Source organism: Methylobacterium sp. AC690 (assembly GCF_979256535.1).
Genome location: NZ_CEEDOX010000002.1, coordinates 175,513 through 191,123 on the forward strand (window position 1 = coordinate 175,513; position 15,611 = coordinate 191,123).

General features: G+C 66.0%; 16 protein-coding genes. 3 read left to right on the forward strand and 13 right to left on the reverse strand.

The window, feature by feature from the left end; translation table 11 throughout:
- A complete protein-coding gene (gene thpR / locus AC0IY1_RS03190) occupies positions 1–540 on the forward strand; it encodes an RNA 2',3'-cyclic phosphodiesterase (RefSeq protein WP_471767696.1) in 540 nt (179 codons plus the stop codon).
- 20 nt (positions 541–560) lie between these two features.
- Here thpR and coaA read toward each other — a convergent pair whose 3' ends face one another.
- From coaA to petA, 11 genes are all read right to left on the reverse strand, one after another.
- Entirely contained in the window at positions 561–1,559 is a 999-nt protein-coding gene (coaA, locus tag AC0IY1_RS03195) for a type I pantothenate kinase (RefSeq protein WP_055956579.1), read from the reverse strand.
- Between the two features lie 20 nt (positions 1,560–1,579).
- Entirely contained in the window at positions 1,580–1,903 is a 324-nt protein-coding gene (locus AC0IY1_RS03200; RefSeq protein WP_055956239.1) for a phosphoribosyl-ATP diphosphatase, read from the reverse strand.
- Between the two features lie 92 nt (positions 1,904–1,995).
- On the reverse strand, positions 1,996–2,772 hold the full coding sequence (hisF, locus tag AC0IY1_RS03205) for an imidazole glycerol phosphate synthase subunit HisF (RefSeq protein ID WP_471767698.1): 777 nt from the start codon (positions 2,770–2,772) through the stop codon (positions 1,996–1,998).
- Positions 2,773–2,789: 17 nt separating this feature from the next.
- Complete coding sequence (hisA, locus tag AC0IY1_RS03210) at positions 2,790–3,548, reverse strand: 1-(5-phosphoribosyl)-5-[(5-phosphoribosylamino)methylideneamino]imidazole-4-carboxamide isomerase (RefSeq protein ID WP_471767700.1); 759 nt, start codon at positions 3,546–3,548, stop codon at positions 2,790–2,792.
- Positions 3,549–3,596: 48 nt separating this feature from the next.
- The gene (gene hisH, locus AC0IY1_RS03215; RefSeq protein WP_471767702.1) at positions 3,597–4,259 is read right to left on the reverse strand and encodes an imidazole glycerol phosphate synthase subunit HisH; all 663 of its coding nucleotides are present in this window, start codon (positions 4,257–4,259) and stop codon (positions 3,597–3,599) included.
- Entirely contained in the window at positions 4,256–4,741 is a 486-nt protein-coding gene (locus tag AC0IY1_RS03220; RefSeq protein ID WP_055956250.1) for a DUF2628 domain-containing protein, read from the reverse strand. Before AC0IY1_RS03220 ends, hisH begins: the two co-directional genes overlap by 4 nt.
- A gap of 37 nt (positions 4,742–4,778) precedes the next feature.
- Entirely contained in the window at positions 4,779–5,381 is a 603-nt protein-coding gene (hisB, locus tag AC0IY1_RS03225) for an imidazoleglycerol-phosphate dehydratase HisB (RefSeq protein ID WP_471767703.1), read from the reverse strand.
- 97 nt (positions 5,382–5,478) lie between these two features.
- Positions 5,479–6,354, reverse strand: coding sequence for an S-methyl-5'-thioadenosine phosphorylase (locus tag AC0IY1_RS03230; protein WP_471767705.1), 876 nt, complete (start codon positions 6,352–6,354; stop codon positions 5,479–5,481).
- Positions 6,355–6,456: 102 nt separating this feature from the next.
- Positions 6,457–7,347, reverse strand: coding sequence for a cytochrome c1 (locus AC0IY1_RS03235; RefSeq protein WP_103709776.1), 891 nt, complete (start codon positions 7,345–7,347; stop codon positions 6,457–6,459).
- 22 nt (positions 7,348–7,369) lie between these two features.
- Positions 7,370–8,656 carry a cytochrome b gene (locus tag AC0IY1_RS03240; protein ID WP_055956262.1) on the reverse strand — a complete coding sequence of 429 codons (1,287 nt, stop codon included), beginning with the start codon at positions 8,654–8,656 and terminating at the stop codon, positions 7,370–7,372.
- 33 nt (positions 8,657–8,689) lie between these two features.
- A complete protein-coding gene (gene petA, locus AC0IY1_RS03245) occupies positions 8,690–9,265 on the reverse strand; it encodes a ubiquinol-cytochrome c reductase iron-sulfur subunit (RefSeq protein ID WP_103709775.1) in 576 nt (191 codons plus the stop codon).
- Positions 9,266–10,084: 819 nt separating this feature from the next.
- On the opposite strand from petA, the gene AC0IY1_RS03250 reads away from it, so the two are divergent.
- Positions 10,085–10,357, forward strand: a complete 273-nt coding sequence (locus tag AC0IY1_RS03250) for a hypothetical protein (protein WP_471767709.1) — start codon at positions 10,085–10,087, stop codon at positions 10,355–10,357.
- Positions 10,354–12,627 (forward strand): ATP-binding protein, encoded by a 2,274-nt coding sequence (locus tag AC0IY1_RS03255; RefSeq protein ID WP_471767711.1) that lies wholly within the window; start codon positions 10,354–10,356, stop codon positions 12,625–12,627. The genes AC0IY1_RS03250 and AC0IY1_RS03255 overlap by 4 nt, the downstream gene beginning before the upstream one ends.
- Positions 12,628–12,667: 40 nt before the next feature.
- On the opposite strand, the gene AC0IY1_RS03260 is transcribed toward AC0IY1_RS03255, so the two are convergent.
- Positions 12,668–13,597 (reverse strand): amino acid ABC transporter substrate-binding protein, encoded by a 930-nt coding sequence (locus AC0IY1_RS03260; protein ID WP_055956274.1) that lies wholly within the window; start codon positions 13,595–13,597, stop codon positions 12,668–12,670.
- A gap of 309 nt (positions 13,598–13,906) precedes the next feature.
- A complete protein-coding gene (locus AC0IY1_RS03265; protein WP_471767714.1) occupies positions 13,907–15,583 on the reverse strand; it encodes a porin in 1,677 nt (558 codons plus the stop codon).
- Positions 15,584–15,611 lie beyond the last annotated feature (28 nt).

A 15,611-nucleotide genomic window follows, 5' to 3' on the forward strand; every position in this document is an offset into this window, starting at 1 on the left:
GTGCCGCGCCTATTCACCGGCATCGAGATTCCCCCCGACATCGCGCAGGCGCTGGCCCTGAAGCGCGGAGCCCTGCGCGGGAGCCGCTGGATCGAGCCTTCGGACTATCACATCACCCTGCGTTTCCTCGGGGATGTCGAGATCGAAGTCGCTGAGGCGCTGCATGAGCGGCTGATCGAGGCGCGCGCGCGAACCGCCTTTCCCGTAACCCTCGACGGCTTGGCGAGCTTCGGTGGCGACAAGCCGCGCACGATCCTGGCCACGGTGATCCCGGCTCCGGAACTGGTCGACCTACAAGCGGAGCAGGAGCGCCTGGCCCGGCAAGCGGGTGCGGAGCCAGAACGTCGTAAATTCACGCCACACGTCACGCTCGCACGCCTGCGACGCGAGGCCAGATCGGAGGACGTGGCCGCCTATCTGGGCGAGCGCGGTCTGTTCGAACCGCTCACCTTCATGGCCGAGCGTGTGGCGCTGTTCTCGGCACGGGAATCGAAGGGTGGCGGTCCCTACGTCATCGAGGCAGCCTACCCGCTCGGGTAAAAGCTGGACCCGCGGAGCGGTCAGAGGCGGCGCAATGCCACTGACTCGATGCGGTGGCTCGCGCCCTTGGCGAGGATCAGGCTGGCCCGCTGCCGGGTCGGCAGAATGTTGTCGCGCAGGTTCGGCAGGTTAATGGTCGTCCAGAGCGTATCGGCGATCTCGATCGCCTCGGATTCCGTCACTTCGGCATACTTGCGGAAGTAGGACAGCGGATCGCGGAAGGCGGTCTGGCGCAGGCGCAGGAAACGATTGACGTACCAGCGGTGCAGGTCGTCCTCGTGACCGTCGAGGTAGATCGAGAAATCGAAGAAGTCCGAGACGAACGGAATCGCGGTGCCGTCGCGCGGCAGGCGCGCCGGCTGCAGGACGTTCAAGCCTTCGACGATGAGGATATCGGGCGATTCGATGATCCGCTCCTCACCCTGCACCACATCATAGACGAGGTGGGAGTAGAGCGGTGCCGCGACACGCTTCTTGCCGGCCTTGATGTCGGTGAGGAAACGCAACAGCGCGGCGGTGTCGTAGCTCTCGGGAAAGCCCTTGCGCTCCATCGCGCCCATCCGCTTGAGCTCGGCATTGGGCAGCAGAAAGCCATCGGTGGTGATCAGGTCGACCTTCGGGGTGTTGGGCCAGCGCGCCAGCAGAGCGGCGAGCACGCGGGCGGAGGTCGATTTGCCAACGGCCACCGATCCGGCAAGGCCGATGATGTAGGGCACCTTGGTCTCGTGCTCGGCGAGAAGGAAGCGTTGCGTTGCCTTGAACAGCCCTTGGGTCGCCGCGACGTAGAGGGAGAGCAGCCGCGAGAGCGGCAGGTAGATCGCCTCCACCTCTTCGACAGAGATCGGATCGTTGAGGGATTGCAGGCGTGCCACCTCCTCCGCCGCCAGGGTCAGGGGCGTATCGGCCCGCAGCTGAGCCCATTCCTCGCGGGTGAACAAGCGGTAGGGCGAGAGTCGCTCGGAGCCCTGGCCGGTGACCGGATCCTGGCCGGTCGGGCGTACGGATCCCACGGGCGGCATCGTGAAGGGCGATTCGGCGTTCACGCGGGGCTCCGAGAGGCCTTCTCGGCGATCCCGCTCTGCACCGTGCGCCGCTCGAGCTCCGCCATCACCTCGTGCAGGGTCACACCGCCGCCCCGCAGCACGACCATGAGATGGTACAGCACGTCTGCCGCTTCACCGATGAGGCCTGCCCGGTCGCCTTGCACGGCGGCGATCGCCGCCTCGACGGCTTCCTCACCGAGCTTCTTGGCGGGTCTAGCCGGGCCGCCGGCCAGGAGCTTTGCGGTGTAGGAGGTCTCGGGAGACGCTGCCGCACGATCCGCGACAAGGGCTTCGAGATCGCTGAGGGTGAACTGAGTCATACAATCCTGGTCCCGGCGAACCGGGCTTATCATGCCGTGCAACCAAGCGTGCGGCACGATGGATCATGACGCAAGGGCTGCGAAGGTCGGCCTCAGAGATCGAGGCGCATCGAGAGACCGGCCGCGGCCATGTGGGCCTTGGCCTCGGATACCGTGTGCTGCCCGAAATGGAAGATCGAGGCTGCCAGAACCGCGCTGGCACCGCCTTCGCGAACTCCCGCTACAAGGTCGTCCAGGCCGCCGACACCGCCCGAAGCGATGACCGGCACCGAGACGGCATCTGAGATGGCCCGCGTCAGGCCGATATCGTAGCCGGAGCGCATCCCGTCCCGATCCATCGACGTCACGAGCAACTCGCCGGCGCCGCGGGCCGTGACGGTGCGGGCGAAGGCGATGGCGTCGATGCCGGTGGGCTTGCGCCCGCCATGGGTGAAGATCTGCCATTCAGGCGCCTCGCCGGGACCGGAGGTCCGCTTGGCGTCGATGGCGACGACGATGCACTGACTGCCGAACTTCTCCGCGCCGCGAGCAACGAAATCGGGATCGTTGACGGCCGCGGTGTTGATGGAGACCTTGTCGGCGCCGGCCAACAGGAGGGTGCGGATGTCCGCCACCGTGCGGAGGCCACCGCCGACGGTGAGCGGCATGAAGCAGGCTTCCGCCGTGCGGCTGACCACATCGAGGAGCGTGCCGCGATCTTCGTGGCTCGCGGTGATGTCGAGGAAGCAGAGCTCGTCGGCACCAGCCGCATCGTAGGCTTTGGCCGCCTCCACGGGATCGCCGGCATCGCGCAGCTCCAGGAACTGGACGCCCTTCACGACGCGACCGTCCTTGACGTCGAGACAGGGGATGATGCGGGTCTTGAGCACGCGCGGCCTCGGATTTGTCAGGCCGCCGGCGCGGCGTCGGGTGTACCGGTGGCGCGCCGGATGGCCGCCAGGGCCTCGCGCGGGTCGATCCGCCCGTCGTAGAGGGCCCGGCCCGTGATGGCGCCGGCCAGGAGCGCGCAATCCGGCTCCAGGATGCGGTGAACGTCCTCGATCGAGGCGAGACCGCCGGAGGCGATCACGGGAATCGTCACGGCGCGCGCGAGACCCAGGGTCATCTCGATGTTGAGACCCTTCAGGATGCCGTCCCGGGCGATGTCGGTGTAGATGATGGCCGCGACTCCGGCATCCTCGAACCGGCGGCCGAGTTCCTCGGCCGTCATGCTGGATGTGGTGGCCCAGCCCTCGACCGCGACCCGCCCGTCCTTGGCGTCGATGCCGACGGCGATCTTGCCGGGGTAGAGGCGGGCCGCCTCCCGCACGAAGGCCGGGTCGCGAACGGCGGCGGTCCCGATGATCACGCGGCTGACGCCCTTGGCGAGCCAGGCTTCCAGGGTTCGCATCTCACGGATGCCGCCGCCGAGCTGCACCGGGAGCTTGGTCCGCGCCAAGATCGCATCGACGGCGTCGGCATTCCTCGGCGCGCCCGCGAAGGCGCCATCGAGATCGACCACGTGCAACCAGGAAAACCCCTGCTCCTCGAAGACCGCGGCCTGGGCGGCAGGATCGTCGCTGAACACGATGGCCTGGGCCATGTCGCCCTGAACGAGGCGGACACAGCGTCCTTCCTTGAGATCGATGGCCGGAAACAGGATCACGCGCGGGTTCGCTTTCGGGTGGGACGGTTCGAAGGTGGGGACTGCGCCTCAGGGACGCCAGCGCAGGAAGTTCGCGAGCAGTGCGAGCCCGAGCCGCTGGCTCTTCTCCGGATGGAACTGGGTGCCGGCAACGTTGTCGCGCGCCACCATCGCGGTGACCGCTCCGCCGTAGTCGCTGTGAGCGACGCGATCCTCCATTCGCTCCGGCGACAGTGCGTAACTGTGCACGAAGTAGGCGTGCAGGCCGCCATCGCCCGTCGGAATGTCACCCAGCAAAGCGTGCGGCCGGTCGATCGCGAGCGTATTCCAACCCATGTGGGGCACCTTGAGGCCGGGATCGGTCGGTTGGATCGGACCGACATCGCCCGGAATCCAGCCAAGGCCGGCCGTGGTCTCGTGCTCGAGGCCACGCGTCGCCAGGAGCTGCATGCCGACGCAAATTCCCAGGAAAGGACGACCGCGCACGTGCGCCGCGTGGGTCATCGCCTCGACCATGCCAGGTACGGCGTCGAGGCCGCGCCGACAATCGGCGTAGGCGCCGACCCCGGGCAGAACCACCCGGTCGGCCTGGGCCACCGTGTCGGCCTCGCTCGTCAGCACGATGCGGGTCTCGTCGAGCCCTGCCTCCCGCGCCGCCCGCTCGAACGCCTTGGCGGCGGAATGCAGATTGCCCGAGCCGTAATCGATGATCGCGACGGTCTCAGCGCTCACCGCCGACCCTCGCTGAACGGGAACATGCCGATGGCAAGGTCACTCGGTGGCACCGACAGACCGGCATGGAGTGCCGGTCCGCTGCGCCCCATGGGGGCGCCATCCAGCCAGCGCGCTGCCGCCTTCATTTCGGCTTCCTCGGCGTTTCCAGCCGTCACGGCGTCCCGCACCGGACTCCCCGCCCGGGCATAGGTCCATCGGCGGAGGGACGAAGCCTCCAGGCCGATCAGGAGCGACACGAGAAGGGTGATGACGAAACCGGCAATCGGCGTCAGCCCGAGGAACCGCCCCCCGAACGCCACCACGGCCAGCAGGGCCAGGACCCCAAGGCCGGCGAGCCAAAGTCGGTGGAAGAAGAACCAGAGCGGTCCGAACGCGAAGGCCGCCCAGGAGAAGGCGTCCGGCACGAGGTGTGCCCGCTCGAGACCGTGAGCCTCGCCGACATGGGCGCCGCGCGCGGGGTGCAAGGTATAGGTGCGCATCACGTCTCGCATCCTCCCAGTCGATCCGACGGGCGGATCAGAGCGATCCCTTGGTCGAGGGAACGCGGCCTCCCTCGCGGGGATCGATCGACACCGCCCGCCGCAAGGCGCGGGCCAGGCCCTTGAAGCAGCTCTCCGCAATATGGTGAGCATTCTCACCGTAGAGCGTCTCGACATGCAGCGTGATGCCGGCGTTCATGGCGAAGGCCTGGAACCACTCGCGAACCAGTTCCGTATCGAACTGTCCGATCTTTTCGACCCGAAACTGGGTCCGGAACACGAGGAACGGCCGACCCGAGATGTCGATCGCGACTCGCGTCAGGGTCTCATCCATCGGCAGGTTGATGTCGGCATAGCGGCCGATGCCGCGCTTGTCCGCCAGAGCCTGGGCGAAGGCTTGTCCCAGCGCGATGCCCGTATCTTCCACCGTATGATGGTGATCGACATGAAGATCACCCGTCACCGCCACGTCGAGGTCGAACAGCGCGTGACGCGCGAACAGCTCGAGCATGTGGTCGAAAAAGCCGACACCCGTCGAGACCTTAGCCCGACCCGTCCCGTCGAGGTCGAGGGCGACCTGCACGTCGGTCTCCGCCGTCTTGCGGCTGATGCGGGCGGCGCGCTTGGCCTCTTGGGTCACGGTTCGGTTCCGGTTCGGGGACGAGCCCGCCTTCTAGAGGGAAGACCGGGTCGCGGAAAGGGCGGATGGCGCCGAATTCACCGGCGCTCCCGGCGACTCAGCGGTTCAGGACCCGGCCCGCCACCGCGTCGAGCTTGGCGAGCAGAGCCGGGTCGCGCTGTGCCGGAGCGGTCATGATGGCGCCGTCGAGGGCGCGTTCCGTACCGACGGGGCACGACTCGCGCTCGGCCGGGAAATCGCGGGCGAGGCGAGCAACGAGGCGCGCGGCCTTATCGGCATTGGCACGCGCCACCGCCACCACGGCCGCCACGTCGACGGCATCGTGAGTCGGGTGCCAACAGTCGAAGTCGGTCACCATCGCAATCGTCGCATAGGTGATCTCGGCTTCGCGGGCGAGCTTGGCCTCGGGCATGTTGGTCATCCCGATCACGTCGTAGCCCAACGCCTTGTAGGTGGTGGACTCGGCGTAGCTGGAGAATTGCGGTCCCTCCATGCAGACGTAGGTTCCGTCGCGATGAATCGCGATATCCTCCGCCTGCGCCGCCGCCGCGATGCGCGCTTGCAGCGCCGGACCAACAGGATGCGCCAGGGAGACGTGCGCCACGCAGCCATTGCCGAAGAACGAACCGGCGCGGCCGTGGGTACGGTCGACGAACTGATCGACGAGCACGAAGAGCCCGGGATGCAGCTCGGCCTTGAACGAACCGCAGGCCGAGAGCGAGACGAGGTCGGTGACACCGGCCCGCTTCAGCGCGTCGATATTCGCGCGGTAATTGATGCCCGACGGCGAGAAGCGGTGCCCGCGGCCGTGGCGGGCCAGGAACACGACTTTGGTGTCACCGATCCGGCCGATGCGGAGGGCGTCGGAGGGCTCACCCCAGGGGGACGCGATCCGCTCCTCGCGGACATCCTCCAGTCCGGGAAGGTCGTAGACCCCAGACCCGCCCATCACGCCGAGCACCGCTGCCGTCATCGTTGTCTCCATAACATTCGCGCCGGTCGCCCCTCATTGGGACGCCGGCGCGGATCGTGTCAACGAAGGGCGGGCGGTCCGATGGGGACCGCCCGAACCGACTCAGTAGGTCTTGTGAAGCTCGGGCTGGAGGCCATGCACCTCGCCGCCGACCTTCGCCCAGATCTTCTTCTTCACATAGTAGAGCAGCCCGGACAGCACGAGCAGGAACAGGATGACCCGCAGGCCGAGGGCCTTGCGTGCCATCATGTGCGGCTCGGCCGCCCACGCCATGAACGCCGCCACGTCCCGGGAATACTGGTCCACCGTCTCGGGTACGACCGGCTCACCCTTGTCGTTCTTGGCGTAAGTGACCTGACCATCGCTGATGGGCTTCGGCATCGCGATCAGGTGCCCGGCATAGTACTTGTTGTAGTAGGTCCCGGCCGGGATCTCCTTGCCGTCCGGTGCATCCTCGTAGCCGTTCAGGAGGGCGTGGATGTAGTCGACGCCCTGCTCGGAGAAGCCGATGAACGGCATCGCGTCGAACACGAACCACGGGAAGCCGCGCTCGTAGGTTCGGGCCTTCGCGAGCACCGAGAAGTCCGGCGGGGCCTTGCCGCCGTTGGCGGCAGCGGCCGCCTTCTCATTCGGGAAGGGCGACGGGAAGGCATCGGCGGCACGGGCGGGACGGTCGACGTCCTCGCCGGCATCGTTCTGCTCCTTCACCTTGTACTGGGCGGCGAGCTCCTTCACCTGGCCGGTGGTGAAGCCGGGGCCACCCTCCTCCGAGAGATTGCGGAAGCGCACCAAGCTCATGCTGTGGCAGCTCGAGCAGACCTCCTTGTAGACCTGGAAGCCGCGCTGGAGCTGGGCCTGGTCGAAGCGGCCGAAGGTGCCGGCGAAGCTCCACTTTTCTTGGGGCGGATGGGGCGTGCCTTCATCCGCCGACGCGACGGTGACGCTCATGACAGCCGCGAGCAGGGACGCGGCGAGGACGCGGGTCGTTTTCATGGTTCTCAAAAGTCCCCTGCCCTCAACCCTTGGACGATGGTGCGGCCGCAGCGCCAACCGGCATCCCTGACCCGCCCACCTGCTTGCCCGGACCCGTCACCGTCTCGAGGATCGAGCCCGGAAGAGCCTTCGGCGTCTCGAACAGCCCGACGAGCGGCATCACGAGAAGGAAGTGCAGGAAGTAGTAGGCCGTGCAGATCCGAGCGGCGATGACGTAGCCACCCTCCGGCGGCTTAGCACCGAGCCAGCCGAGTACGATGCACACCACCACGAAGAGCCAGAAGAACTGGCGGTAGATCGGACGGTAGTTGCATGAACGAACCCGGGACGTATCGAGCCAGGGCGCCAGCGCCAGGATCAGCACCGCGCTGAACATCAGGATGACGCCGCCGAGCTTGTCGGGCACCGCACGCAGGATCGCGTAGAACGGCAGGAAGTACCATTCCGGAACGATGTGGGCGGGCGTCACTGCCGGGTTGGCTGGCACATAGTTGTCCGCATGACCCAGATAATTCGGCTGGTAGAAGATCCAGTAGGCGAAGAAGGCGAAGAACACGACCGAGGCGAAGACGTCCTTGATCGTTGCGTAGGGCGTGAAGGCGACCGCGTCCTTCCCCGACTTGATCGGGATCCCGGCCGGGTTGTTCTGGCCCGTCACATGCAGCGCCCAGACGTGCAGGACCACGACGCCCGTGATCATGAACGGCAGGAGGTAGTGCAGCGAGAAGAAGCGGTTCAGGGTCGGATTACCGACCGAGTAGCCGCCCCAGAGCAGGCTCTGGATCGTGTCACCGACCACGGGGATCGCGGCCAGGATGTTGGTGATCACGGTGGCACCCCAGAAGCTCATCTGGCCCCACGGCAGGGTGTAACCGAGAAAAGCGGTCGCCATCATCAAGAGGTAGATGATCACGCCGAGAATGTAGAGCACCTCGCGCGGAGCCTTGTACGATCCGTAGTACAGCGCCCGGAAGATGTGGACGTAGACCGCTACGAAGAACATCGATGCGCCGTTGGCGTGCATGTAGCGCAGCAGCCAGCCGTAGTTCACGTCGCGCATGATGTGTTCGACGGAGTTGAACGCGTTGGCGGCGGACGGGTCGTAGTGCATCGCCAGCCAGATGCCGGTGACGATCTGCGACACCAGCATGGCGATGAGAATCGCGCCAAAGGTCCAGAAGTAGTTGAGGTTCCGGGGCACCGGGAAAGAAACGAAGGACGAATGCACCAGCCCGATCAGGGGCAGGCGCGATTCGAACCACTTCGCCAAGGCGCTCTTGGGAACGTAGGTATTGCCGTGTCCGCTCATGGGGCGACCCGCTCCAAATCCTGTTTCAAGGTGTCAGGCGACGGCCTTGCCGCCCTCCTCGCCGATCCGGATCTTGGAGTCCGACTCGAAGACGTAAGGGGGGATCGGCAGATTCGTCGGGGCGGGACCCCGGCGCACCCGGCCCGACGTGTCGTAGAGGGAGCCGTGACAGGGGCAAGACCAGCCCTCGTACTGTCCCTGATGGCCGATCGGCACGCAGCCGAGATGCGTGCAGTTACCGTAGACGACGAGCCACTTGGCATGGCCCTGCTTGACGCGCGCCGAGTCGGGCTGCGGATCGATGAGATCGGAAAGCTTCACCTCGGACGCTTCCTTGATCTCCTTCTCAGAGCGACTGCGCACGAAGATCAGCTTGCCGCGCCAGAACACATTGACGATCTGGCCTTCCTGGATTGGCGTCAGGTCGACTTCCAGGGGTGCCCCGGCCGCGATGGTCTCGGCATCCGGCGCCATTGAGGCAACGAAGGGCCAGGCCAGGGCACCGGCTCCGACGGCCAGTCCCGCACCCGTCGCGAGGAACATGAAGTCGCGACGCGTGCCGTCCGGCGCGCCGTGGGAGCTGTCGGGATCGGCTGCCGTGTTCGCCAAGTGTCAAACTCCAAGCATGATTGCGCCGGGCGACCCTGATCCCAACCCTACGGTCAGGGCCGGCCGGGACCTTAGAGGCTTTCAAAGGAATGTCATCCCGGCGGGACGGAAGCACCATCCCACATGATTGTGCAATGCGACCCCGCGTCACCCGAAGTCAAGGCGCGAAGCCTTTCAGAACGTGCGGTTTCTATCCGTGGAACGACCCCGTCGCGGGGGTGGCGCAGGAAGACCACAGAAGACATGCGCACACGGGCAGACGGGGTCGAAACTTGCCTGGGGCCATGCGCATGCCGGGGGAATCGACATCAGGATCCCGCGGGGTTTGGTTCGAAAGATATTGCCGATCGCGCGGATGGCGGGTCTCGCCTGATCCGGGATCAAGCGCGGCGACATTTCGACCACAAGACGTTCAGGACAGCCAGAGCCGGCCCCGGATCTAACGTCACTTGCGGCCATACCCGCTTTGGTTGCATGACGTCCGCCGATCCCCTACCTTTTGCTGCCTGGGCGTAATCGATTGGATAGAGTATCGCGGCCAGACTCGCTCGACCGCTTTGTCACGATGTTCGGTCATGGCAGAAGAGCCGAAAGGTCCGATGCCCCCCGATGCGCAGCTCCGACCGGCCGTGCTGGCTTCGCATCGTCTTCGCCCCGGCACTCCCATCCTTGCGGCCCATGCCACGTTTGCGGGTCGGCGGCGGGCCCGGCCCGAGCAGGATCGCGATCAAACGCGAAGCGAGCCCGGACGAGCCGAAATTGACCGTACCAGCGAGCCCGATCCGCCGGTACAGGGTCCGAACCACCGCCAGGACTGATATGAGGAAGCCCCTCGAGCACAACGACGCGATGATCGCGACACCTGCGATGCGGATCGCCCTGTTCCTCCTCAGCCCCGTGCGTCCGTTTTTCTTCACCGTGTCGGAAGCCACGAGGCCGGTTTCGATCGCCGCTGATCCGCGTGCCACAGGTTTGATCACGACAGCCGGCCAGGCAATGATCTTGGCAGAAGCCGCAGGCATGCGTTTGGCAGACGATGTAAGCCGGGCCCGTTCGCGGCATCGAACGGCGCAAGTGGGAGATGCGGCGTGAAGGCAGCCCTCCTAGGGCTTCGGACGATCGCACACTTAACACGGGCGCTCCTGCGCGGAGGACGTGACACTGTGGAGCGAGGGCTGATCGACGCCGATCTGCTGCGCGACATGTTCGAAGCGGCTCCAGACCCGCAGTTCATCGTCGCGGTCGGACCCGGTGGAGAGATGCGGCTCGCGGCCTGGAACGCGGCAGCGCGTAGTCACCACGGCAGTGCCGGCGCGCTCGGTGGCCCATTCGGCGATCTGCTGCCTGCAAGCGAAGTGGCTCTGTTGCAGCGCGGCGTCGAGCAGGCAGCCGCGGCGGGTGCGAGCCTCCGGATCCAGGTTAAGTCCGCGCGCACGGGCGTGGAAAACGCGTACGAAGCGACCTTCATCCCGCTACGGGCGAGGGGCACAAACGCGATCCGACGCGTTCTGGTCAGCCTGCGCGACCTCGGGCCTTCGAGGGTAGAGGACGTTGCGCCGCCGAGGCCCGACCATCTCACCACCGAAGCCGGATCGGCGGTCCCTCAGGGACCGGAGGAGATCGACACCGATCCCGACCAGCCCTCTGTCGAACTCGTCTCAAGACGAGTCCGATCAGATGACGGGCCAGCTGAGGCGTCCTTGGCCCCGGTTCAGGCGAATTCCAACTCGCAGCGTGCCGCGGACGAGCGCCTGCGGGAAAGCGAAGCGCGCTATCGCCTGCTGGCCGATTACACCTCGGACCTCATCGTCCTCGACGATGCCAACGGGCGCCACCTCTACATCTCGCCAGCGGTGACGAGCATGCTCGGCTACACGGTGGAAGAGGCCAATCGCATGGGTCTGCGGACCCTCGTGCACCGGGAGGACATCGCAAACCTCACGGCCATTCTGCACGCGCTCGGTCCCGAGCAGCCGACCGGATCGGTGATCTACCGGATGCGGCACCGTTCCGGGCAGGACCTTTGGGTCGAGGCCGCCTTTCGGAGAATTCAGGCCCAGGGCGAGACCCAGGTCATCCAGGCGATCCGCGACGTGACGCAGCGGCAGAGACAGGAAGCCGACCTGCACAGCGCCCGTATCGAAGCCGAGGCCGCCGTGCGCGCGAAGGCGGAATTCCTGGCCACCATGAGCCACGAGCTGCGGACGCCGCTGGCGGGCATCCTTGGTGTGCACGATCTTCTTCAGGGCGATGCCAGCCTCAACCAGAATCAGGCACGCCTCGTCGGTCTCGCACAGGAAGCCGGGCGCTCGCTCCTGACCATCGTGAACGACATCCTCGATGTTTCGAAGATGGAAGCAGGCCGCCTCGTGATCGAGTCGCTCCCCTTCAGCCTGATCCGGCTGATCGAGGGCTGTCGGGAACTCAGTGTCGAGATCGCACAGGGCCGCGAGGTTCGCATCGTGACCGAGATCGGACCGGACGTCCCGGACTGGGTCCTGGGCGATCCGACCCGATTGCGCCAGGTCATCCTCAATCTGACCACCAACGCCATCAAGTTCACGCCGCACGGCTCCGTCACCATGCGGGCAGCCTGGAAGCCGGTTCCGGATATCGGTTCGCGGCGCCGTTCGGCCTTGCGGATCGAACTCGTGGATACGGGGATCGGCATTCCGGAGGATGCCCTGCCCCACCTGTTCGAGCGCTTTGCGCAAGCGGACGGATCGATCTCGCGCCGTTACGGCGGAACCGGTCTCGGTCTCACCATCTGCAAGCGGCTTGTGCACCTGATGGGCGGTGAGATCGGCGCCCGGAGCCAGGTCGGCGAGGGCTCCACCTTCTGGTTCGAGGTGCCGCTGCGGCTCGCTGAGACGGAGAACGAGACCGAACGCGCGCGGCTCGCCACCCTCGGCCGACCATCGCCGCAGCGCTGGCGCATCCTGCTGGCGGAAGACAATTCGATCAACCAGGAGATCATCGGGACGGTGCTGCGCCACAAGGGTCACACCGTTACGGTGGTGGATGACGGAGAGCAGGCGGTGACAGCGGCCTTCGCCGCGGAACACCCCGACCTCATCCTGATGGACGTGCAGATGCCGGGACTGGATGGTCTCGCGGCGACTCAGGTGATCCGGGCCCGGGAGCGGCTGCATGGGTCTTATCCCATGCCGATCATTGCGCTGACCGCCAATGCGATGCCCGAGGAGATGGAGCGGTGCCGCGCCGCCGGCATGGACGCGCATGTCGCGAAGCCGATCGAGTGGCCAGTGCTGTTTGCCACCCTGGAGCGCCTCGCCGTGCGGATCGGACCAGCCGACGGTGAGGAGAGGCCCTCCTCCACGGAGGAACGCCCCGCCCCGTGAGGGGCGAGGCGTCCGAACGCGCGACGATGGTGCGTCGAGTCTAGTACGCGGCCGGGTCCGCGCTGTCGCTCGGCGAGGCGAATGCCTTCACCATGGCCTCGCTCATCGGCAGGTTCAGGTTGATGCCGCGCGGCGGGATCGGCTTCGTGAACCACTTGTCGTAGAGCGCCTTGCCCTCCGGGCTCTTGTAGAGCTTAGCGGTGGCTTCGTCGGCGACGGCCTTGAAGGGCGCGTCATCCTTGCGCAGCATGATGCCGTACGGCTCGGGCTTCGACAGTGCTTCGCTGGAGATCGCGTAAGCACCGGGGTCCTTCGAGCTGGCGGCCAGGGAGGCCAGCAGCACGTCATCCATGACGAAGGCGACCGCGCGGCCGGTCTCGACCATCAGGAAGGCCTCGGCATGATCCTTGGCCGGCAGGATGGTCAGGCCAAGGTTGCGCGCGGTGTTCGCTTCGTTGATCTGACGGATGTTGGTGGTGCCCGAGGTCGAGACCACGGTCTTGCCCTTCAGATCCTCAATCTTGTCGAGATGCGCCGACTTCTTCGCGACGAAGCGGGTGGCGGTCAGGAAGTGGGTGTTGGTGAAGGTGGCCTGCTTCTGACGATCGGCGTTGTTCGTCGTCGAACCACACTCGAGGTCGATCGTGCCGTTGGCGATCAGCGGAATCCGGGTCGCCGAGGTCACGGGGTTCAGCTTCACCTCGAGGTTCGGAAGCTTGAGGTTCGTCTTCACGGCCTCGGCGATCTTTTGGCAGATCTCGAGGGCGTAACCGACGGGCTTCTGGTCGCCGTCGAGGTAGGAGAACGGAACCGACGCATCCCGGTAGCCGATGGTGATCGTATTCGTTTCCTTGATCTTCTTCAGGGTTCCGGTGAGCTCTTGCGCCTGGGCGCTCCCTGCTGCGAGCACCGACAGCGCAAAGCTGACGGCGACAGCTGACAGGGTGGATCTCTGGTGACACGAACGCATCTGCGGGCTGACTCCGGGAGGTCGATCACGCTTCGGCGATCGACGGGACTGACCTGGGCAACGTAGCAGCGGGACGAGCCGCCGCAATCGTTGATTTCGCGCTGTCCAACCTGACATCGCTCCCGCCCCTGGCAAAGCTCGTGCCGAACGGCTCAGCTGCGGAGGTGTCACTCACTTTCGCTTACGACCATCGGTACACGACACGCAAAAAGGCCCGACTTTTCAGCCGGGCCAGTTCGCATGTCTCGAAGGTTCGAAGTCGTGAAGACCCGGGCTCGCACGGAGCCCGGATCAAGCCGTTCCGTCGACTTAGAAGTCGCGCTGGACGCGGCCGCGGATCTGGAAGGTGTCGTCAGCCGTCACAGTCCGGACAGCGCCGCTGGCGAGGCTAGCGGCAGTCACGTTGCCGTTGGAGCGCGTCATATCAACCACGCGGCCGTTCTGGACGCCAACCTTGGTGTAGAAGCCCTCCAGACCGATATCGAGATCCTTCACCGGCGACCAGATGATGCTGGCGCCCGCGACAATCTGGTAGTTGTCACGCAGCACGGGGCTGACGGCGAAGGACGCCTGTCCCGGAACACCCGTGAACTGGCCGGTCGAACCGAGCGTCTGGAAGACGGCGGCGTTGGCAGCGCGAGCACCGCGAGCGAAGTTCAGCTCACCGTAGCTGGCGAACACGGCCGAGCGCCACTCAGGCGACCAGTAGTGCAGCAGCGAACCGACAACCGTGAAGCTGGTGGACAGCTCGATCTTGCCCGTGAAGGGGTTGAGCGTGGCGTCGGACATGTAGGGGTCGAACGCAGCGCCGTTGATGGTGCTGGCGCGGGAGGCGTAGCTGCCGTTGTACGAGGAGTAACCGGTGTAGAGGGTCGCGCCCTCGCCGTAGGCGCCCTGCAGGTAGAGGGTGTCGCCCGGGGCGATGAAGGGCAGGTTGATCTTGGCACCAGCCTGGACGGCCCAGCCATACTCGCTGGCGGTACGCTGCGTTACGGGGGCAGCACCGCTGACACCCGGGATGAACGGAGCAGTGAGGATGCCGCCGCTGGCGTTGGTCGCGGTGCCGGCGATGGTGTTACCGGTGTTCAGCTCCTTGACGGCACCTGAAAGCTGCAGGGAGCCCCAGGCGGCATCGTAACGAAGCACGCCGACGAAATCAGGCATGCGGTTACGCTGCGCGACATCGACGTTGCCGTAGGTGCCGACACCGGTCACGTTGTTGAAGCCGATCAGAACCGGCGACGGCGCACCAGAAACTGCAACGTTCTGAGCCTGCGAACCCGCCGGAGCGAAGTTGTTGTTCGTGCCGAACTGCTGCGAGTAGATGGTGTTGCGGCGGAAGGTCGGATCTTCCAGCGAGATGGTGGCCGAGAGACCGCTGTCGCCGAGCTTGCTCGTGTAGGCGAGCAGGTTGGTGGACTGCAGGTCCGAGTTGGCCGTCGCGCCGGCGAACTCGAAGTCGTGGGCGTAGAAGTCGAAGAACGAGGAAGCGCGACCGGCGGTGAGGCCGGCGAACTGGATGAACGCCTTGTCGGTGTTCACGAACTGCTGGGCGCGGCCGCTCTGATCCTGACCAGTAGCGCCGAAGGCGTTGCCGATGCGCTCCTGGGTTCCGGAGCGGAGGCCGCCGGTGGCGCCGGTGCGCGAGGCGAACTGGAGACGCACGAAGGCGCGCAGGGTGCCGTAGGCCGTCTGCGTGCGGGCATCGACGTTGATGCGGGCCAATCCGATGTAGCCGGTGGTGTCACCGTTCGTACCAGAACGGCTACCGGTCGGCTGGTAGCCGACGTCGAGGCGGGCGCGACCCGAGAGACGGATGCAGGTGTCGGTGCCCGGGATGTAGAAGAAGCCGGCGCCGTAAGCGGAGCAGACGCGGACGTATTCGATCGGGACAGCCTTCTTGACCGGGAGGTCGGCTGCCTGTGCTCCGGCGACCGCAGCAAAACCTGCCGCTGAGGCGAGAAGCGAGCTCTTCAAGAGCTTCATTGATATCTCCAAAAGCTTCGAGACCCGA